Here is a 19,129-nt window from a genome sequence, read left to right as displayed (position 1 = left end):
CGTAACGACGGGCGCACGTCGCGCCACGGCGACGGCGTGGCGCCGGGCGGCACTACCCTGGCCAGATGCCTGACGACCTCACGCAGACCGCCACGCCGACCCCCGCGGAGCGGGAGGAGCCGCAGGCGCCCGTCGCGCCGCGCCGCCCGGCGCCGCGCACGCACCACGGGGAGACCGTGGACGACGACTACGAGTGGCTGCGGGACAAGGAGTCGCCCGAGGTCGTCGCGCACCTCGAGGCCGAGAACGCGTACACCGAGGCGCGGCTCGCGCACCTCGAGCCGCTGCGCGAGCGCATCTTCGAGGAGATCAAGGCGCGCACGCTCGAGACCGACCTGTCGGTGCCCGTGCGCCAGGGCGCGCACTGGTACTACGCGCGCACGGTCGAGGGCTCGCAGTACCCGATCCGGGCACGGGCGCCGATCGACGCGAGCCTCGGCAGCGACGCGCCGTCGTCCTGGGTGCCGCCCGTGCTGGAGCCGGGCGTGCCCGTGCCGGGCGAGCAGGTGCTGCTCGACGACAACGTCGAGGCCGAGGGCCACGACTTCTTCTCGCTCGGGTCGTTCGACGTGTCGGTCGACGGGACGCGGCTCGCGTACGCGGTCGACGTCGTCGGTGACGAACGGTACACGCTGCGGATCCGTGACCTGGAGTCCGGCACCGACCTCGTCGACGAGGTCCCGGGCACGTTCCCGGGCGCCGTCTTCTCCCCGGACGGGCGGTACGTCTTCTACCCGACGGTCGACGACGCGTGGCGGCCCTGGCGCGTGTGGCGCCACGAGGTGGGCACCCCGGCGACGCAGGACGTCGTCGTGTTCGAGGAGCCCGACGAGCGCTACTGGGTCGGCGTCGGCGTCTCGCGCTCGCAGCGGTTCGTGCAGATCGACGTCGGCTCGAAGATCACGTCGGAGACCTGGCTGATCGACGCCGCGGACCCGACCGGCGAGCCCCGGGTCGTGTGGCCGCGCCGCGAGGGCGTCGAGTACACGGTCGAGCACGCCGTCGTCCCGGCGACCTGGCTCCCGGCCGACCCTGCGGAGGTGTCCCCTCCCGAGGCCGCGACGGGCGACGACCGCAGGTCCGACGGGGAGCAGGCCCAGGGTCGCGACGTGCTGCTCGTGCTGCACAACGACGGCGCGGAGAACTTCGAGATCGTCGTGACCGGCGTGCCCGACGGCGACGACTCCGCGGGCGGGCCGGCCGGCCCGGGCGACGCGACCGTCGTCGTGCCGCACGACCCGGAGACGCGGCTCGAGGGTGTCGACGCGTTCGCCGGGCACCTCGTGGTGTCCTACCGGCGCGACGCGCTGTCGCGGGTCGGGGTGATCGACCTCGCGAGCACCGAGCCGCCGCGCCCCGCGGGCCTGCCGACGCCGATCCGCACGGGCGACACCCCGGCACCCACGGGCGACCACTGGCACGTGCACGAGGTCGCGTTCGACGAGCCGCTGTACACCGCGGCGCTCGCCGGGAACCCGGAGTGGGACCAGCCGAACGTCCGCCTGTCCTACGCGAGCTTCGTCACGCCGTCGACCGTGTACGACCTGCGGGTCGAGACCGACGAGCTCACGCTCCTCAAGCAGCAGCCCGTGCTCGGCGGGTACGAGGCCGCGGACTACGTGCAGCGCCGCGAGTGGGCCACGGCCGAGGACGGCACGCAGGTGCCCGTCTCGCTCGTGTGGCGGCGCGACGCCGTCGGGCTCGACGCGACGGGCACGGGCGCGGAGCCCGCGCCGCTGCTGCTCTACGGGTACGGCTCGTACGAGATCAGCATCGACCCGGGGTTCTCGATCTCTCGACTGTCGCTGCTGGACCGCGGGGTCGTGTTCGCCGTCGCGCACGTGCGCGGCGGCGGCGAGATGGGGCGACGCTGGTACGACGAGGGCAAGACGCTCGCCAAGCGCACCACCTTCACGGACTTCGTCGCGGTCGCGCGGCACCTCGTCGACGCGGGCTGGACGAGCCCCGAGCGCCTCGTGGCGCAGGGCGGCTCCGCGGGCGGGCTGCTCATGGGCGCGGTGACCAACCTCGCGCCCGAGCTGTTCGCGGGCGTGCTCGCGCAGGTCCCGTTCGTCGACGCGCTCACCTCGATCCTCGACCCGTCCCTGCCGCTGACCGTCGTCGAGTGGGACGAGTGGGGAGACCCCCTGCACGACCCCGAGGTCTACCGGTACATGCGCACGTACACGCCGTACGAGAACGTGCCCGACGACGCGGCCCACTACCCGCGGATCCTCGCCGTGACGTCGTTCCACGACACGCGCGTGCTCTACGTCGAGCCGGCCAAGTGGGTCGCGCGCCTGCGGGCGGCCGGGGCCCCCGCGCTGCTGAAGATCGAGATGCACGCCGGGCACGGCGGCGTCTCGGGCCGGTACGAGGGCTGGCGCGAGGTCGCGTACGAGGACGCGTGGGTCCTCGACGTGCTCGGGCTCGCGGCGCGGTGACGGTAGGGTGACCGGCCCGGCGCCCGCCCCTGACCCGCGGACCTCGCGCGACGCGACGCCCCCGGGGACGGCGGCGCTGCTGCTGCGCCCGGTCGGCTACCTCGCGATCGGGCTCGTGTGGACGGCGATCGGCCTGTTCGTCGTCGGCCTGTACCTCGCGGTCGCGGCGTACGGCCTGTTCGAGCCGCCCGCCGACCAGGAGCCGTGGGCGGAGCTCGTGGCCTCGCCCGGCGCCGTGCTGGGCCGGCTCGCCGTGCTCGCGCCGATCGTCGTCGTGCTCGCGGGGCCGGTCGCCTGGTACCTGTCGTGCGCGATCTGGCCGCTCGCGGCGCTGTCCTTCGTGTACGCCGGCCGTGCGCTGCGGCCGTCGTACCGGGGAGACCGGCTGTCCTTCACGAGCCACGCCGCGCCCGGCACCACCCTCGGGCCGCCCGTGCCCGGGCCGGTCGCGATGTCGCTCCAGCCGCAGCGGCGCTCGCGGCTCACGGACACGCTCATGCGCTTCTACGCGTGCGGCTGGAACCTGGACTTCCGCGAGTTCTGGCCCGCGGTCCCCGCGGGGATCGCGTGGGTGCTCGCGAGCACCGGGGCGTCGACGGCGCTGCCGTCGGGCTGGCGGGTCGGGCTCGTCGTGGCCGCGGTCCCGTTCGCGCTCTGGTCCGTGGTCGCGTTGCGCCGGGCCTGGACCTGGCGGTTCCACCGCGAGCGCGCTCGCCTGGCCGCACGGCGCCGGCTCGAGCGGCACGGCGACCAGTACCGGATCGACCCGCGCATCGTCCGCACGCGCCCGCAGTCGCCCGAGCACCGGGCCGGTGTCGAGGCCGAGCGCGCCGAGGCGCGCGTCGCGCAGGACCGCCTGACGAGCCTCACGAGCGACGAGATCGGCGAGCGTCGCGAGGCCGTGCTCCGGGCGCGCCGCGAGCGTGAGGCGCGTGCGGCGCGGGAGGCTCGCAAGGCGGCGCGTCGGGACCGGCGGGGCGGGACGCCGTCGGACCGCTGAGCCCGCCGCCCTGGGTTCCGACCGTCGGCGTTCAGGCGGCCTGCGGGCTGCCGCACTCCGCGCAGAACCTCGCGCCCGCGGCGTTCTGCGTGCCGCACTCGCGGCACGCGGCGACCCGGGCGAGGCGCTCGCCGCACTCGCCGCAGAACTTGCCGCCGTCGACCTTCGCGTCGCACGACGGGCACCGGGTGACCGCGGCCGTCCGCACGTCCGCGCCGCCGACGAGGTCGGTCGTGCGGAGCTGCTCCTGGACCTGGTAGCGGCGGGCCTCGGCCTGGAGCTGCGCGAGCTCCTCCACCTGCTTCGGTGAGCAGCGCACGCACTGGCCGACCGCGTCGTTCCAGCAGACCTCGTGGCACATCCAGTCGCCGCACCCGTGGCACTGGCGGAAGGCGTCGCGCACCTCGCCGACGGCGGTGTCGAGCGCCTTGTCCTTCGCCGACGAGTTGGTCTGCCGGTCGGCGGCCCACGACCCCGCCGCGTACGACAGGTCGGCCACCTTGCCGCCGAAGAACCGGCCCGCCGCCTGGATGAGGCTGCTGCCCTTGGCGACCACGTCCGTCTGGTAGGCCGAGCGGTAGCCGTTGCCGCACCGCTCGCACCGGAACTCGAACTGGTACCCACCGGCGTTCGACAGGTCGCGGACGTTGTCGGTGAAGGCGATGGGCGCACTCATGGCAGGGACCTCGGCAGGCTCGGGGGGTCGGCGTCCCCGCAGGCCAGGCCCGCGGGCGGGGGACGTCATGGGGATCCCATGACCGCAGCGATGCTACCCACGGACCCTCGTCGCCCGGGCGGATCACCCGGGTGAAATCGGGCATCCCGTGGTCAGGGGCGGACGAGCCGGAGCGGGGCGTCGGCGGTGCGGACCGTGACGGTCTGGCCCCACGAGGCGACGAGGCGGTCGTCCTCCATGCCGTCGCCGAACACGACGAGCCGGTCCGAGGCGACGGTGAGGGCGACGTCCGCGCCGTCGTCCACGACGCCCTCCGTGAGCGTGGCGCCCGTCGCGGGCGACGGCCATGCCTCGCGCACGAACCAGCCGAGCCGGTGCTCGGTGCGCCCCGGCGCCGGGCGGCCGCCGCGGTCGTGCGCGAGCGACGCCCACCAGCCCGTCGCGCCGGTCCCCGTGGCGACGAGCACTCCCGACGACGACTGCCGCTCCTCGCCCGCCGCGCACCGGAGCGTGTAGCGCGCGCTCTGGTGGCTCGGGTGCCCGACGAACACCTCGTTGAGCGCCGTGAGGTGCTGCCCGTCGTCGAGGTCGGCGCGCACCATGGTCAGCGCGTCGACGGGCAGGACCGCCGCGGGGTCGGGCGCGCCCGTGGCGACGTCGGCTCCGAGCCCGCTCAGGAGCGAGGTCGCCGCCCGCACCGAGTGCCGCACGAGCACCCCGGCGTTGACCCCGGGCTCGGGGTCGACGCCCAGCACGGGCTGCCCGAGCAGGTACTTCGCGACGTTCGCGACGAGGCCGTCCTGCCCGACGACGACCACGACGTCCTCCGGCGCGAAGAGGAACCGCGACAGGTCGGCGCGCTCGACGTCCGCGCGGGCCCAGCCGTCGGGCACCGCGGCCGCGACCGCCGCGCGGGCCGCGGTGAGCGCGTCGTGCCGAGACTGCACCTCGCCGAGCGACCGGCCCCGCGAGCGGAGGAAGAACTCCGCCTGACCGCGCGTGCCGTGCCGGTCGAGGAGCTCGTCGAGCTCGGTCCGCCGGTGCACGACGACGGCGCGTCGCCGCAGCACCGTCAGGCCGCCTTCCCGGTGGTGCCCGCCGTGGCGCCGAGCAGCGAGCCCAGCACACCCGTGAGGAGGTCGGGGGTGATGGTGAGGTTCTGGACGTCGGGGAGCGAGCCCGCCGCCTCGCGGACCGCGAGGGCGAGGAGGGTGCCCTGGCCGGCGCTCGCCCAGACGTCCATGCGCGCCTGCTCGGCGGCGGCCTCGGCCGCGCCGACGACGCGCACCTGCTCGGCCTTCGCGTCGGTCGCGAGCTGCGCGCGCTCAGCGGTCGCGCGGGCGTCGACCAGCGCGGCGGCGGCCTTCTCCTCCGCCTCGCGCCGGGCGTTCGCGCCCTCCTGGGCGACGAGGCGCTCGCGGCGGGTCGCGAGCTCGATCGTGCTCGCCAGCTCGTTCTCCGCGATCGCGCGCTCGCGCTCGACGGCGAGGGCCCGGCGCTCGTACGTCGCGCGGTCGGCCTCGGCCTGCACCCGCTCGCGCGCCGGCGTCTGGAGGGCGCGCTCGACGTCCTTCTCGGGCCGGACGGCGAGCACCTGGACGCCGATGACGGCGATCCCGGTCGCGGCGAGGCGCGGGTCCGTGGTCAGCGCCTCGGCGAGCACGTCGCGCACGCGGGGCACACCGGCCGTCAGGGCGTCGGCGAGGGGCATCGCGGCGAGCGCGTCGGCGGCGCGGCTCTGCGCGAGCCGTCCGACGATGCTCGTCACCTGGTCCCGGCCCGCGGTGCTCGTCTCTCCGCTGCCCGGGTCGACGGCGAAGTCGAGGCGCTGCGAGACGGTCACGGGGTCGGCGAACCGGTACGTGACGCCGGCCTGGACGGTGACGTCCTGGTGGTCGGCGGTGACGGCGTGGAAGAAGACGGGCAGCTCCTGGTCGTCGACGGGGACCTCCGAGAGGACCGACGTCGTCGGGCGGAACCAGAACGCCTGCCCGACGCCCTCGTGCGCGACGCGCCCGCGGCGCAGGTGCACGACGTGCCCAGTGGGGCTGCCGAGGAAGTGCCGGGTCCACGGGTAGGTGCGGATGGTGGCCATGGTCGTCTCCGATCGTTTTCGTCGCTCTGACGATAATGACGCTAGACCGGCGGAGATTTCTCGTCAACCTGACATCAATGTGCGACGATGGCCGCATGACGCCGTCCGCGAGCCCGACGCCCGACGTCCCGCCGACCGCCGCGCTGCTGCCCGTCACGGTCGACGTCGTCGCGCTCACGGTCCGCGACGACGCCCTGCACGTGCTGCTCGTCGAGCGCGGCATCGAGCCGTTCCACGGCGCGCTCGCGCTCCCGGGCGGGTTCGTGCTGCCGCGGGAGGGGCTCGCCCGGGCGGCTCGGCGCGAGCTCGCGGAGGAGACCGGCGTCCGCCCGCCCGGTCACCTGGAGCAGCTCCGCACCTACGGGCCGCTCGACCGCGACCCGCGCGGGCCGGTCCTCTCCGTCGCCTACCTCCTGCTCGCGCCGGAGTTCGGCGTCGTCCACGCGGGGTCGGACGCCGGGGGAGCGGCCTGGTACCCCGTCGAGCCCTTGCTCGGGGCGGTCCCGGGCGGGCCGACGGCGTCGGGCGACCGGGCGCCGTCGGGCACGGGCCTCGCGTTCGACCACGCGCGGATCCTCGCCGACGGCGTCGAGCGCGCCCGCGCCAAGCTCGAGTACTCGGCGCTCGCGACGGCGTTCTGCCCGCCCGAGTTCACCGTCGCCGACCTGCGGCGCGTCTACGAGGCGGTGTGGGGCGTGCGCCTCGACCCGCGCAACTTCTCGCGCAAGGCCACGACCACCCCGGGCTTCCTCGAGGACACCGGCCGCACGACGTCGGGCGGCGCCGGCCGCCCCGCGGCCCTCTACCGCGCCGCGCCGAACCCGGGGTCCCTCCCCACGACCGGCCCCGCCTGGGGAGCGACCCCGGGTTCGGCGGCGGACCCTGACCTCGCGCCCGCGAGCGTGCCCGCCGTCCTCGACCCGCCGCTCATGCGTCCGCGACGCTGACCGCCGCGGCGCGGGCCGGGGGAGAACTCCCCCTCGACAGCGGCGTCGGGCTGAGTACGCTCGCGCGCATGTCGACCTACAGCTACTGGCGCAGCGACCAGGGCAACATGCAGGCCCTCTCGGACGAGCTCGCCGCGCAGGCCGCGATGGCGCGGTCGCGGGAGGCGTCGCTCAACCGACGGCTGCGCTCGCTCGAAGGTGACCTGTCGAGCCGCGTGGAGGTGCTCACACGCCTCGTCAACGCGCTCATCGAGCTGGGCGAGGTGCGCGAGGAGCTCGCGCTGTTCACCCCCGCCCGACGCGCCCGGGACGCGGCGCGCGCCCTGACGCGCGCGGTCGTGGCGGGGGAGGGCGACGTGTCGCACCTGCGCCGGTCGCCCGACCTGGCCGACGTGCCCGGCTACTGGCTCGTCCCCGCGGCGCTCGCCGTCGCCGAGCTCCCCGCGGGCCGGCTCGACGCGGAGGCGGCGCAGGAGGCGCTGCTGCGCGACCGTCGTCGGGCCGCGACGTACCTCGTCGCGGTGTGCGCGCTCGTCGGGCAGCCCGGTCTCGCGCGCGAGTGGACGCCCGGGGTGCTCGACGCCCCCGTCCTGCCGGCGGCCGGCTGGGGCAGCGCCGACGGAGCGCCGGAGGCGGGGCCGGAACGCCCCGGCGAGGCGCCGGACGAGGTCCTCGTGACGACCGCCGAGCGGGCGCTGTGGCGCGCGGCGGCCGCGGGCCACCTCGGGGACGACGGCGTCGCGGTCGTCCGCGCGGCGCTCGCCGAGCGCGTGGCCCTGCTCGACGACGACGCGCACGCCCGCTGGCGCGCCCGGCTCCTCGAGGCGGCGCCCGCGCTCCCCGCGAGCGGGGACGACTGGGGCTCGCCCGAGGCCGGGGCCCCCGACGGGTCCGGCACGCGTCGCCGGGCCGCGGCGCCCGACGCCCTGCCGCTGCTGCGGTCCTGGACCGCGTGGTCGCGGGCCGTCGTCGCCGGGGAGATCGCCCTGGCCGCGGCGGCACGCGGTCCGCTCGCGCTCGGGGCGTCGTCGTCGGTCACCACGGGCGACACGGGCACGGTGCCCGGCACCGCCGCGACGCCGAGCGGCGCACCAGCCCCGGGCGCGGCGCTGCTGCGGGTCGTCGGGTCGCTCGTGAACGAGGGGGCCCCCGTCGAGCGTGGCCTCCTCGAGCGCGCGGAGCTGCTGGCCGACCGCGTGGGCCGCGCGCCCGAGGACGACGGCCCGGAGTGGGACGCGTCCGCGGGGACGCTCGTCGACCTGCTCGTCGACGACGCGCGCGGCACCGACCCGGGGCTCGCGGCGCTCGCGGCACCGCTGCTCGTCGACGACCTGCGCGTCGCGAGCCACGCGCGCGCCTCCGAGCTCGCGGCGACCCCGGCGCCGTCGCGCGCGCTGCGCCTCGCCGGCCGGACCGTCACCGTCACGCCGGCCGACGACGGTGCGGCGCTCGCCGCGACGGCGCGGTCGGAGCTCCTGGCGCGCCCCGTCGACGGGGTGTCGTGGGGCGTCGTCGGCGGGGTCGGGGCCATCGCGGTGGTGGCGCTCGTGCTCGGCATCGCGGTCGCGCCGGCCTGGTTCGCGGTGACCGTCGTCGCTGGCGTGGTCGCCGCGTGGCAGTGGTTCTCGGGCGAGCAGCGCGCACGGGACCAGCGCGCGGCCGCGCAGGCGAGCGCGGAGCGGTTCGACGCCGAGCTGGCCGAGGCGCGCACCGCCGTCGCGGCGGAGGCGGAGCGTGCGCGGACGCAGCGCGAGGCGGTCGCGACCGTCGTCGACGACCTCGACGACGCCCTCGCCGACCTGGGCGCGCCGACCCCCGCCTGACGCGAGCGACCCGGGCCGTCCGGGTCCCCTCCGAGCCGCGTCCGCCGCCCCGCCCGCCACCCGTCAGGAGGCCTGCCAGGGCCGGACCGCCCGTGCCCGCGGGCCGTCCGGCCCTGCTCGGCACCTGCTCGACCAGACACCCGTCGGGCGTTCGAACAGCGGCTTCGAACACCGGATGAACTGTCGGTGAACAGTGGCAGAAGAATCCACAGGATGGTCGAGCGGGCTCCGGGGATGACCCCACCATGGACGACGTGACCGAGACGCTCCTGCTGGTGCTCGTCGTCGTGACCGCACTGGCCTTCGACTTCACCAACGGCTTCCACGACACGGGCAACGCGATGGCCACGTCCATCGCCACCAAGGCCCTCAAGCCCAAGACCGCCGTCGCCCTCTCCGCCGTCCTCAACATGGTCGGGGCGTTCCTCTCCCTGGCCGTCGCGGCGACCATCGCGAAGGGCCTGGTCGACGCCGACGTCATCACCCTCGAGGTCGTCCTCGCGGGGCTCGTGGGCGGCATCACCTGGAACCTCCTGACCTGGTTGCTCGGCATCCCGTCGAGCTCGTCGCACGCCCTCATCGGCGGCGTCGTGGGCTCGGTGCTCGCGGCCGTCGGCACGCAGGGCGTCATCTGGAGCGGCGTCGCCGCGAAGGTGCTCATCCCCGCGCTGCTCGCCCCGCTCGTCGCGGTGGGCGTCGCGAGCGTCGGCACCTGGGCGGTCGCCCGCCTCACGCGCGACGTCCCCGAGGACGTCTCGACCCGGGCGTTCCGCTGGGGCCAGGTCGGCTCGGCCTCGCTCGTCTCGCTCGCGCACGGCACCAACGACGCGCAGAAGTCGATGGGCATCATCCTGCTCGCGCTCATCGCGGCGGGCGCCGTCCCGGCGGACTCGGGCGTCCCGTTCTGGGTGATCCTCGCCTGCGCGTCCTTCATGGCGCTCGGCACGTACCTGGGCGGCTGGCGCATCATCCGCACGCTCGGCAAGGGCCTCGTCGAGATCGACACCCGCCAGGGCATGGCCGCCGAGACGTCGTCCGCGGCCGTCATCCTCATGTCCGGCCTGTTCGGCTACTCGCTCTCGACGACGCACGTCGCGACCGGCTCGATCCTCGGCTCGGGCGTCGGGATGCCGGGCGCCAAGGTCCGCTGGGGCGTCGCGGGGCGCATGCTCGCCGCGTGGGGCCTGACGCTCCCGGCCGCCGGGCTCGTCGGCGCGGCCTGCTACGGCATCCAGCACGGGATCGGCGGCACGGCCGGCACGGTCGTGGTGTTCGCCATCCTCGTCGCGACGTCCGTCGCCATCTGGGTCGCGTCGCGCCGCAAGCCCGTGGACCACAACAACGTCAACGACGCCTGGGAGGAGGGCGCGGTGGACGCCGGGCTCGAGACCGAGGTGGTCGAGGCGCGCGAGGCCGCGCTGGAGCGCCGCCTCGACGCGGCCGACCCGTTCGCCGACGCGGAGCCGCAGGCCGCCGCGTCGCCCGTGCCCCCCTCGGGCGCACCCACCGTGACCCCGACCGCCGCGCGCCAGCGCGCGAGCGTCTGACCCCGGCAGCCCGGAGGAGAGAACCGTGTTCGTCGAGATCGACTCGCTGCTCAAGGTCGTCGTCGCCGGCCTCGTCGTCGGCGCGGGCCTGCCCGCCCTCTTCGCGCTCGGGGTCCGGCTCGCCGCCGGCCGCGCCGTGCCCGTCGAGGTCGGCACCCCGGACGGCCGCTTCACGTCCGACGGTCGCACCGTGCGCGTCGAGCGCGCCACCCGGGGTCGCCAGGTGGGTGCGCTCGTGTGCTTCGCCGTCGTCGTCGTCGCGATCGCGGCGGGCATCGCCTTCATCGCGAGCGGCGGCCACTGACCCGGACGGGTCAGGCGGAGCCGCGCACCACGAGGGTCGGGTCGAACAGGACCGAGCGAGGCTCGGTCTCCGGGGCATCGATGGCCGCGAGCAGGAGGCGTGCCATCTCGGCAGCCATCTCCTCGACGGGCTGACGCACCGTCGTGAGCGGCGGGTGCGCCTGGTGCGCGACCGTGGAGTCGTCGAACCCGACGACCGCGACGTCCTCCGGGACGCGCCGCCCGGCCTCCTGGAGGACCGTGGACGCGCCGTCGGCCATGAGGTCGCTCGCGCCGAACACGCCGTCGACGTCGGGGCGCGCCGCGAGGAGGTCGCGGGCCGCGGCCTCGCCGCCCGCCCGCGTGAAGTCGCCCTCCACGACGAACGGCTCGGGGAGACCCGCGACCCGCACCGCGTCGAGGAACCCCTCGAGACGGGCGCGCGCGAAGGGGACGTCGGAGGGCCCGGCGACGGTCGCCAGGCGAGTCCGGCCGTGGGCCACCAGGTGCTCGGCCGCGAGCCGGCCACCCGCCGCCTGGTCGAGGTCGACCCAGCTCACGCCGGCCGACTCGTCCGCGCCGTCCAGGTGCGTCGAGAGCACGACCGGCACGGACAGCGCCGCGAACCGCGCGGGGAGCGGGTCGCCGGAGCTCGACGTGATGAGCAGGACGCCGTCGACGTGGCCCTGGCGCACGTAGCGCACGACCTGGTCGTGCGCGGGCGGGTCGGCGGGCAGGATCGCGAGGTGGATGTCGCGCGGCCGGAGCACCTGCTGCGCGCCGGCCGTGACCCGGCCGATGTACGGGTCGGTGAACAGGCGCTCCAGGAAGGCGCTGGTGTGCGGCCGCTCCGTCGGCTCGGAGACGACGAGCGCGACCGATCCGGTGCGTCGCGTCACGAGGGTGCGCGCCGCGAGGTTGGGGACGTAGCCCGTCTCGTCGATCGCCTTCTCGACGACCTCGACGATCGCGGGGTCGACCGTCGGCACGCCGTTGATGACGCGGGACACGGTGGCTCGGGAGACGCCGGCGACGGCCGCGACGGCCTCGAGCGTCGGGCGGGGAGAGGAGCGACGGGCTGCCATGTCGTCAGTTATACCGCCCGTCCAGGGCCGCGCGGCCGGCCGTCCCTCGCGCGCGGGGGACGGCCTCGCCGGGCCGGGACACGGGGCGGTGCCCGACGGCGCGGGAGCAGCACCGCGCCGTCGGGCACCGGTGCGGGCGCTGGAGGGGCGCCCGCCGTGGACCGGTCACCGGGAGAGGCGGGGCCTCACCACGGGAACGGGCCGGCGACCCGCAGGGGCCGCCGGGTGCGGGTGCTCACCGGTACACCCGCACGTAGTCCACGAGCATGCGGGACGGGAACGGCGTGCTCGCGTCGGGAGCGCCCGGCCAGTCTCCGCCGACCGCGAGGTTGAGGATCAGGTAGAACTCGTGGTCGTAGACCCACGGCCCGCGCGTCGACTCGACGGTCTCCTTCGACGCGTAGAACGTGTCGCGGCCGTCGAGCGAGAACTGGATGCCCTCGCTGTCCCACTCCGCGGCCCACACGTGGAAGTCGTCGGCGAACCGTGCGCCGCCCGGCAGGGTCGCCGGGCCGCCGTAGCCGCCGGCCCCCCAGTACGCGGGCGCGTGCAGCGTCGAGTGCGTGATCGTGGGCTCGAACCCGACGTTCTCCATGATGTCGATCTCGCCGTTGTACGGCCACGGGCGGCCCTCGAGGAAGTCGGAGCCCATCATCCAGAACGCCGGCCACAGGCCCTGGCCCGCGGGGATCTTGATCCGGGCCTCGAAGCGGCCGTACTGCGTGTTGAGCGACGTCGACGTGTTCATGCGGTGCGACGTGTACTCGCGGCCCTCGGCGTTCTCGCGGCGCGCCTCGAGGACGAAGTGCCCCTGGCCGTCGTGGAAGCCGTTGCCCGACGCCGTGTAGACCTGGTGCTCCGCGTTCTGCGGCATCCCGGGGTCGATGTGCCACCTCGTGGGGTCGGCGGGCGTGCCGGACGGGGCGTCGAACTCGTCGGACCAGACGAGCTCGAGGTCGTCGAAGTCGGGGTCGGCGGGGTCGGCAGGCGGCGTCGTGGGCGCGCCCCCGGTGCCGTAGACCTGGAGCTCCCACAGCGAGTAGCCGTAGGGGCTGCTGCGGTCGTTCATGTGCACGCGCACGTGGCGGCCGTCGGCGTCGAGCGGGATCGTCTCCTTGAAGCCGCTGCCCGTCGTGGTCGAGTAGACCGTGCGCCAGGAGGACCCGTCGTCCGACACCTCGATCGCGTAGCCCGTCGCGAACGCCGGGTCCCACTGGAGGACGACCTGGGTGACGTGCGCGGGTGCGCCGAGGTCGACGGCGATCCACCCCTCGTCGACCCAGCCGGTGTCCGGGGACGTGGCCCAGCGCGACGCCGGGTCGAGGTCGAGCGCCTTGTCCGGGGTGCAGTCCCAGCAGTTCGGGTCGAGCGTCTGGGAGCTCGACGCCGATCCGGGCTTGCCGTAGGAGAGCAGCCGGGCGGTGCCGGGCTGGGGCTCGCCCGTGCTGCCCTCGTCGCCGAACACCTGGAGCTCCCAGAGGGACACGCCCCAGACGGTCGCGCGCTGCGTGGCGGTGAGCCGCACGTAGCGTGCGGCGACGTCGAGGGGCAGCGTCTCGTCGCCGCCCTGGCCGTTCGTGGTCGAGTACGCGGTCGCCCACGCGGCGCCGTCGGTCGAGACCTCGATGCGGTAGCCGGACGCGTACGCCGTCTCCCAGTCGAGCTCGACGCGGTCGAGGTCGTGGACGGCGCCGAGGTCGACCTGGATCCAGGCGCCGTCGGCGTGCGCGCTGGACCAGCGCGTGCCGCGGTCGCCGTCGACGGCGGCGGCCGCGGTGCTCCAGTCGAACTCGGTGCTCGACGACGTCGCGGCGCGGCTCTGCGAGAGCGGATCGTCGGGGGCGGCGGTCGCGGGCGCCGGGACGAGCGCGCCGAGGGCGAGGAGCCCGACGGCGGTCGTGGCGGCCGCGAGGGCGCGGCCGCGGGGCCGTGGTCGGGGCCGTCGGGAGGTGCTGCGGGCAGTGCTGCGGGTGCCGCGGGACGCGGTGCGCATGGACGTGCTCCTTCGGACGTCGGACGGGTCACGAGCCGCTCGAGGAGTCGGGCGAGCCGCTGTGCCCGCGCCGATAGAGCGCTCTCTCACACCCTGGACCAGCCGGTCCGCGGAGGTCAAGAGGACGGAGCGAGATTTCTTACTGACCGGTCAGCCAGTTGCTGTCGGGTCAGCCCAGGCGCTCCTTGGCGGTGAGCACGCGGAGCACTGCGGCGTCCACCTTCGCCGCGAACGCCGGGTCGGTCGTCGCGCGCTCGACGACCGCCGCGACCATGGGCTGCACGACGCTCGGGTCGGCGGACGCGAGCACCATGTCGCCGCCCGCGTCGATCGTCAGGACGGCGCGGTCGGCGGGTGACCACGCCTGCACCTGCTGCGCCGCGGACACGTCGTCCGTGATGACGACGCCGTCGAACCCCAGGTCGCCGCGCAGCATCCCGTCGACGACGACGGGCGAGAACGCCGCGGGCAACGACCCGTCGATCTGCGGGTAGACGGCGGTGGACGTCATGACGAACGCGGCGCCCGCCTCGATCCCGGAGGCGAAGACGGCGACGGACGGGTCGTCGCGCGTCGTCACGTCGTCCGTGACGCCCGCGTCGGTGTCGGTGTTCTCGGTGACGCGGCCCAGCCCCGGGAAGTGCTTGATCGTCACGTCCACCCCGGACGCCTCCATGCCGGCGCTGAAGGCGTTCGCGTGCGCCGTCGCCGTGTCCGGCGTGGTGCCGTAGTTGCGCTGGAAGTACCCGATCGGCGGGTTCTGCGCCTCCGTCCCCTCGGGCACCAGGTCCATCACCGGCGCGAGGTTGAGGTTCACGCCCGCCGCGGCGAGCTCGCCGCCCCACGTCGTTGCGTCAGCCTGGAGCGCCGCGGGGTCGAGGCCCGCCTGGTCCGTGGCCGTGGGGATCTGCGAGAACCCGGGACCGCGCAGCACCTGGACGTAGCCGCCCTCCTGGTCGGTCGCGACGAACAGCGGCGTGCCGTTCGTGGTCTCCGGCGAGACGAGCGCCGTGAAGCCCGCGACGAGGTCCGCCGTCGGGCCGGTGCCCGCCTGCGACCGCCCGGCGAGGAACACGTTGCCGACGTGGAGCTGCGACACCGCGTCGTAGCTCACCTGCTGGGGGTCGCTCACGTCGACGCCGACCATGAAGAGCTGGCCGACCTTCTGCTCGAGCGTCCACCCGGCGAGCGGGTCCTCGGGTGGGGTGGACGGCGTCGGGGGAGGGCCCGACGGCGACGGCTCGGGGGAGGCGGTCGGCGCGCCCGACGGTGACGGAGCCGGGGTAGGGCCGGGGCGGGTGAGGTACCACGCGACCGCCGAGACGGCGGCGAGCGTGGTGACGACGGCGACGACGATCCAGATGGTCCGGGCACGGGTGGTCACAGGGCGGGCACCTCCAGCGGCCACCGTAGCCCGCTCCGTCGCGCGGGAGGTCGTGGACACGTCCGCGCCGCGTGCTGACCGGAGCCGCGGGTATGACGCGCATCACCTCGATGTTCCCGTCATGATCCTCACGGGGGAGCGTCTCGTGTGTGAGAGGTGCGGCCCGATCGGGCCGTACCGCATCGTCCGACCTTGGAGCCAGGCATGTCCCGTCGCCCACCCACCCGCACTTTCGCCCTGGGGGATCGCACCCGTCGCGTCGTCGCCGCGACGATCGCCGCCGTCCTCGCCCTCGTCGGGGCGGTGGTCCTGGTCACCGGGCCGCAGGCCCGGTCGGCCTCGGCGGCGCTCGGGTTCTGCCCGGACCCCGGCGACATGCCCAACATCGGCAACCTGCCGGCCTTCACGGACTCGAACGTCACCGTCTACACAGGCGGTGACTACCGCGCCACGGCGAGCGCCGCAGAGTCCGAGGGCCTTCTCGTCGTCGGCGGTGACGCTGTCGTCGACGCTCCGGGGAACTTCAGCGTGGGTGCCGTCGGGGCGGGCTCGCAGATCACGCCGCCGGACGGGGCGGTGATGTTCGCCGTCGGAGAGGGCCTCGACATCGCGGCCGGAACGAGCGTCACCGTCGGCTCGACGCTGCCCAGCGGCGGCGCGGTGAACGTCGGCGGGACCGTCACGGGAGCGGGGAGCCTCTCGACAGCGGGAACCGTCCCGGGCGTGGAAGCGCCCGTGACGGAGGGCATGGGGCCCGGTGCGCTCGCCGAGTGGTCCGACTTCGGGTCGGTGATAGCCGACGCGTCGAGCACGATCGCGGGGTGGCCGGCGACGACCGGTGTCGTGTCGGGGAACCGGGTCGTCTTCACGGGCACCGGCACGGACGACCCGCAGGTGTTCTCCATCGACGCGACGGAGCTCGACGGCGTCACCGAGGTCGAGTTCGCCGCCATCCCGGAGGGCGCGGCGATCGCGATCAACGTGACCGGCGACGCGCCCGTGGACTTCAGCCCGAACTTCTGGGTCGGCAACGGCGTCAACCAGATCAACGCGTTCGGCCCCCAGTTCGGCAACTGGGCCTCGCGGATCCTGTGGAACTTCGAGTCGACGCCGGAGCTCGCGCTGGGCCGGGCAGACCAGTTCCTCGGGACGATTCTCGCCCCGGCGGCGGACGCGACGATCACGACGAGCACCAACGGGCGCGTCCTCGTCGGGGGGAACCTCACGTTCGGCGACCCGAGCGTCACCGGCGGTCTCGAGATGCACAACTACCCGTGGATCGGTCCGGGACCGTTCGACTGCACCTCGGCAGCGAGCTTCGTCGTCCAGAAGACCGTGACGGGCGAGGCCGCCGCCGACGTGCCCGCCGGGACGACGTTCGAGGTCGAGTACACGTACGAGGAGCCGGACGGGACGACCGGTGGCGACACGCTCGTCGTGCCGATCAGCGGCGCGCTCGTGAACGGTCCGACGCTGCCGGTCGACACCGTCGTGACGGTCACCGAGACGGACCTTCCTTCCGTGCCCGGCGTCGAGTGGGGAACACCCGTGATCCAGGTGAACGGCGAGCCGCTGGGCGACCCCGCGCAGTTCACGATCCAGGAGAACCAGACCGTCACGGTGACCGTGGTGAACACGGCGAACGGCGGCGCCGTCCCGACGGTGGGCGGGTTCTCGGTGGCCAAGGCCGTGACGGGTGACGCCGCAGGGCTCGTCCCCGCCGACACCGCGTTCCTGGTCGACTGGGAGGCGGGGCTCCCCGAGGGGGCGACGTACGACGGCGACCTGTCCGGCACGCTGACCGTCCTCGCGGACGGGACCGTGACGAACGGTCCCTCCGACCTGCCCGTCGGCACCACCGTCGCGCTCGCCGAGCGGACGCCGCTGCCCGAGGTGGACGGCGTCGAGTGGGGGGATCCGGTGCTCAGCCCGGCGTCGCCCGTCACGATCGTCGAGGGCACGACCGGGGTCGCGGTGACCGTCACGAACGTCGCGGTCGCCGTCGTCGGGGGATTCACGGTGCAGAAGGCTCTCGAGGGAGGCGCGGCGAGCGCCGTCCCCGGTGACACCGCGTTCCTGGTCGACTGGACCGCGACCGTCCCCGCGGGCGTCGCGTACGACGGCGCCACGTCGGGCACGCTGACGGTGCGCGCCGACGGGACCCTGGCGAGCGGCCCGACCGACCTGCCGGTCGGCACGACGGTGACGCTCGCCGAGCAGCAGCCGCTGCCCGAGATCGAGGGCGTGGAGTGGGGTGTACCGACGCTCGAGCCTGCCTCCCCGATCACGATCGTCGAGGGACCGACCGGTGTCGCGGTGACCGTGACGAACACGGCGGACGCGCCCGCGGAGATCGGCGGGTTCGCGGTGCAGAAGTCCGTCACGGGCGACGCGTCGGGGGCGGTGCCGCCGGACACCGCGTTCGTCGTCGCGTGGGAGGCCGAGCTCCCCCCGGACTCCGGCTACGAGGGAGCGACCTCCGGGACGCTCACCGTGCTCGCGGACGGGACCGTGGTGGACGGGCCGCAGGACCTTCCCGAGGGCACGGTCGTGACGTTCACCGAGCAGACGATCCCCGACGTCCCGGGCGTCGACTGGGGCACGCCCACCGTGTCGCCCGGCACCGTGACGATCGGTGACGGCGACGCCGTCGCGGGGGTCGTGGTGACGAACACGGCGACCGCGCGGACGGGCGGGTTCTCCGTCGCGAAGGCGGTCGAGGGCGGCCTCGCCGGGAGCGTGCCGCCGGGCACGCAGTTCGAGGTCGAGTGGTCCGCGACCCTGCCCGCGGGCTTCGCGTACGACGGCCCGCTCACGGGGACGCTGACCCCGCTCGCGGACGGCACCGTCGTCGACGGCCCGCAGGACCTCCCGGTGGGGACGGTCGTGACGTTCACCGAGATCAACCTGCCCGAGGTCGACGGCGTCGTCTGGGGCGCCCCCACGTTCTCCCCGGGGTCGGTGACGGTCGGGGACGGCGCGAACACCCTCGTCACGCTGACCAACACCACGCAGGACGTGGCCGAGGTCGGCGGGTTCTCCGTGGCCAAGGAGGTGACCGGCGACCGCGCGGAGCTCGTGCCCGCCGACACCCTGTTCACCGTCGCGTACTCGTACGAGCTCGACGGCACCCTCGTCGGCGGCTACCTCCAGGTCCCGGCCGACGGGACGGTCGTCGCCGGCCCGCAGAACCTCCCGGTCGGCACGGTCGTCACCTACACGGAGGCCGACCTGCCCGACATCACGGGCGTCGCGTGGGGCGTCCCGACGTTCAGCCCGCAGTCGGTGGTCGTCGGCGACGGGGACGACACCCTCGTCACCGTGACGAACACGGCGAACCAGGCGGCAGGCGGGTTCTCGCTGGTCAAGCGGGTGACCGGCGAGGCGTCCGCCGCCGTCCCCGCGACCACGGAGTTCGTCGTGGCCTACGCGTACGACTCGCCCGCCGGGACAGTCTCCGGGACGCTGACCGTCCGCGCCGACGGGGTCCCGGTCGAGGGGCCGCAGGAGCTCCCGGTCGGGACCGTCGTCCGGCTCACCGAGACGGAGCTGCCCGAGATCGGTGGGGTCGACTGGGGCGCGCCGGCGTTCACCGTGGACGGCACGGCGGTCACCGAGGTGACGGTGGGTGACGGCACGGTGGTCGTGACGCTCACGAACACGGCGGGGGAGCAGGGTCTCGCGGTCACGGGCTCCGACGCGGTGCTCGTGACGACGCTCGCGCTGCTGTTCCTCGGGACCGGCGCCGCGCTCGTCGCGATCCGCGCCCGACGCGGCCGCACCGCCTGACCCTCGGGACGTCGCCCCACCGCGACGCACGACGGGCCGGTCACCCCGCGGGGTGACCGGCCCG

The 19,129-nt window shown here is 75.2% G+C and carries 13 protein-coding genes; 7 read left to right on the top strand and 6 right to left on the bottom strand.

The annotated features are described in order from the left end of the window. Positions 1-65: 65 nt before the first annotated feature. Positions 66-2,444, top strand: coding sequence for a S9 family peptidase (locus A0J59_RS05525; protein WP_082918766.1), 2,379 nt, complete (start codon positions 66-68; stop codon positions 2,442-2,444). Positions 2,445-2,451: 7 nt separating this feature from the next. After that, positions 2,452-3,444 (top strand): hypothetical protein, encoded by a 993-nt coding sequence (locus tag A0J59_RS05520; RefSeq protein ID WP_064315478.1) that lies wholly within the window; start codon positions 2,452-2,454, stop codon positions 3,442-3,444. Positions 3,445-3,475: 31 nt separating this feature from the next. Here the strand turns inward: A0J59_RS05520 and A0J59_RS05515 are convergent, their stop codons facing one another. From A0J59_RS05515 to A0J59_RS05505, 3 genes are all read right to left on the bottom strand, one after another. Beyond that, complete coding sequence (locus A0J59_RS05515) at positions 3,476-4,120, bottom strand: zinc ribbon domain-containing protein (protein ID WP_220084438.1); 645 nt, start codon at positions 4,118-4,120, stop codon at positions 3,476-3,478. Between the two features lie 152 nt (positions 4,121-4,272). Further along, the gene (locus A0J59_RS05510) at positions 4,273-5,190 is read right to left on the bottom strand and encodes a hypothetical protein (RefSeq protein WP_156532822.1); all 918 of its coding nucleotides are present in this window, start codon (positions 5,188-5,190) and stop codon (positions 4,273-4,275) included. Between the two features lie 2 nt (positions 5,191-5,192). After that, positions 5,193-6,215, bottom strand: a complete 1,023-nt coding sequence (locus tag A0J59_RS05505; protein ID WP_047231079.1) for an SPFH domain-containing protein — start codon at positions 6,213-6,215, stop codon at positions 5,193-5,195. A 95-nt stretch (positions 6,216-6,310) separates the two neighbouring features. On the opposite strand from A0J59_RS05505, the gene A0J59_RS05500 reads away from it, so the two are divergent. From A0J59_RS05500 to A0J59_RS05485, 4 genes are all read left to right on the top strand, one after another. Next, on the top strand, positions 6,311-7,162 hold the full coding sequence (locus A0J59_RS05500; protein ID WP_064315477.1) for an NUDIX domain-containing protein: 852 nt from the start codon (positions 6,311-6,313) through the stop codon (positions 7,160-7,162). 68 nt (positions 7,163-7,230) lie between these two features. Beyond that, positions 7,231-8,985, top strand: coding sequence for a hypothetical protein (locus A0J59_RS05495; RefSeq protein ID WP_064315476.1), 1,755 nt, complete (start codon positions 7,231-7,233; stop codon positions 8,983-8,985). A gap of 245 nt (positions 8,986-9,230) precedes the next feature. Continuing rightward, on the top strand, positions 9,231-10,532 hold the full coding sequence (locus A0J59_RS05490) for an inorganic phosphate transporter (protein ID WP_082918765.1): 1,302 nt from the start codon (positions 9,231-9,233) through the stop codon (positions 10,530-10,532). A gap of 25 nt (positions 10,533-10,557) precedes the next feature. Continuing rightward, a complete protein-coding gene (locus A0J59_RS05485) occupies positions 10,558-10,836 on the top strand; it encodes a hypothetical protein (protein ID WP_047231082.1) in 279 nt (92 codons plus the stop codon). 10 nt (positions 10,837-10,846) lie between these two features. Here A0J59_RS05485 and A0J59_RS05480 read toward each other — a convergent pair whose 3' ends face one another. The 3 genes from A0J59_RS05480 to A0J59_RS05470 form a co-directional block, all read right to left on the bottom strand. Beyond that, positions 10,847-11,899 carry a LacI family DNA-binding transcriptional regulator gene (locus tag A0J59_RS05480; protein ID WP_064315475.1) on the bottom strand — a complete coding sequence of 351 codons (1,053 nt, stop codon included), beginning with the start codon at positions 11,897-11,899 and terminating at the stop codon, positions 10,847-10,849. 235 nt (positions 11,900-12,134) lie between these two features. Then, the gene (locus A0J59_RS05475; protein WP_064315474.1) at positions 12,135-13,892 is read right to left on the bottom strand and encodes a discoidin domain-containing protein; all 1,758 of its coding nucleotides are present in this window, start codon (positions 13,890-13,892) and stop codon (positions 12,135-12,137) included. 169 nt (positions 13,893-14,061) lie between these two features. After that, a complete protein-coding gene (locus tag A0J59_RS05470) occupies positions 14,062-15,276 on the bottom strand; it encodes a glycoside hydrolase family 3 N-terminal domain-containing protein (RefSeq protein WP_064315473.1) in 1,215 nt (404 codons plus the stop codon). 204 nt (positions 15,277-15,480) lie between these two features. On the opposite strand from A0J59_RS05470, the gene A0J59_RS05465 reads away from it, so the two are divergent. Further along, entirely contained in the window at positions 15,481-19,065 is a 3,585-nt protein-coding gene (locus tag A0J59_RS05465) for a DUF5979 domain-containing protein (RefSeq protein ID WP_064315472.1), read from the top strand. Positions 19,066-19,129: the final 64 nt, after the last annotated feature.

This window comes from Cellulosimicrobium sp. I38E (assembly GCF_001647255.1).
Taxonomy (GTDB): domain Bacteria; phylum Actinomycetota; class Actinomycetes; order Actinomycetales; family Cellulomonadaceae; genus Cellulosimicrobium; species Cellulosimicrobium cellulans_E.
Note: the sequence above shows the minus strand (reverse complement) of the source record. Positions and strands in the feature narration are given on the sequence as shown.

Coding starts and splice junctions, on each gene's coding strand:
- A0J59_RS05505 (WP_047231079.1), bottom strand. CDS start 6,215: ATGGCCACCATCCGCACCTACCCGTGGACCCGGCACTTCCTCGGCAGC.
- A0J59_RS05515 (WP_220084438.1), bottom strand. CDS start 4,120: ATGAGTGCGCCCATCGCCTTCACCGACAACGTCCGCGACCTGTCGAAC.
- A0J59_RS05525 (WP_082918766.1), top strand. CDS start 66: ATGCCTGACGACCTCACGCAGACCGCCACGCCGACCCCCGCGGAGCGG.
- A0J59_RS05480 (WP_064315475.1), bottom strand. CDS start 11,899: ATGGCAGCCCGTCGCTCCTCTCCCCGCCCGACGCTCGAGGCCGTCGCG.
- A0J59_RS05465 (WP_064315472.1), top strand. CDS start 15,481: ATGTCCCGTCGCCCACCCACCCGCACTTTCGCCCTGGGGGATCGCACC.
- A0J59_RS05475 (WP_064315474.1), bottom strand. CDS start 13,892: ATGCGCACCGCGTCCCGCGGCACCCGCAGCACTGCCCGCAGCACCTCC.
- A0J59_RS05490 (WP_082918765.1), top strand. CDS start 9,231: ATGGACGACGTGACCGAGACGCTCCTGCTGGTGCTCGTCGTCGTGACC.
- A0J59_RS05495 (WP_064315476.1), top strand. CDS start 7,231: ATGTCGACCTACAGCTACTGGCGCAGCGACCAGGGCAACATGCAGGCC.
- A0J59_RS05500 (WP_064315477.1), top strand. CDS start 6,311: ATGACGCCGTCCGCGAGCCCGACGCCCGACGTCCCGCCGACCGCCGCG.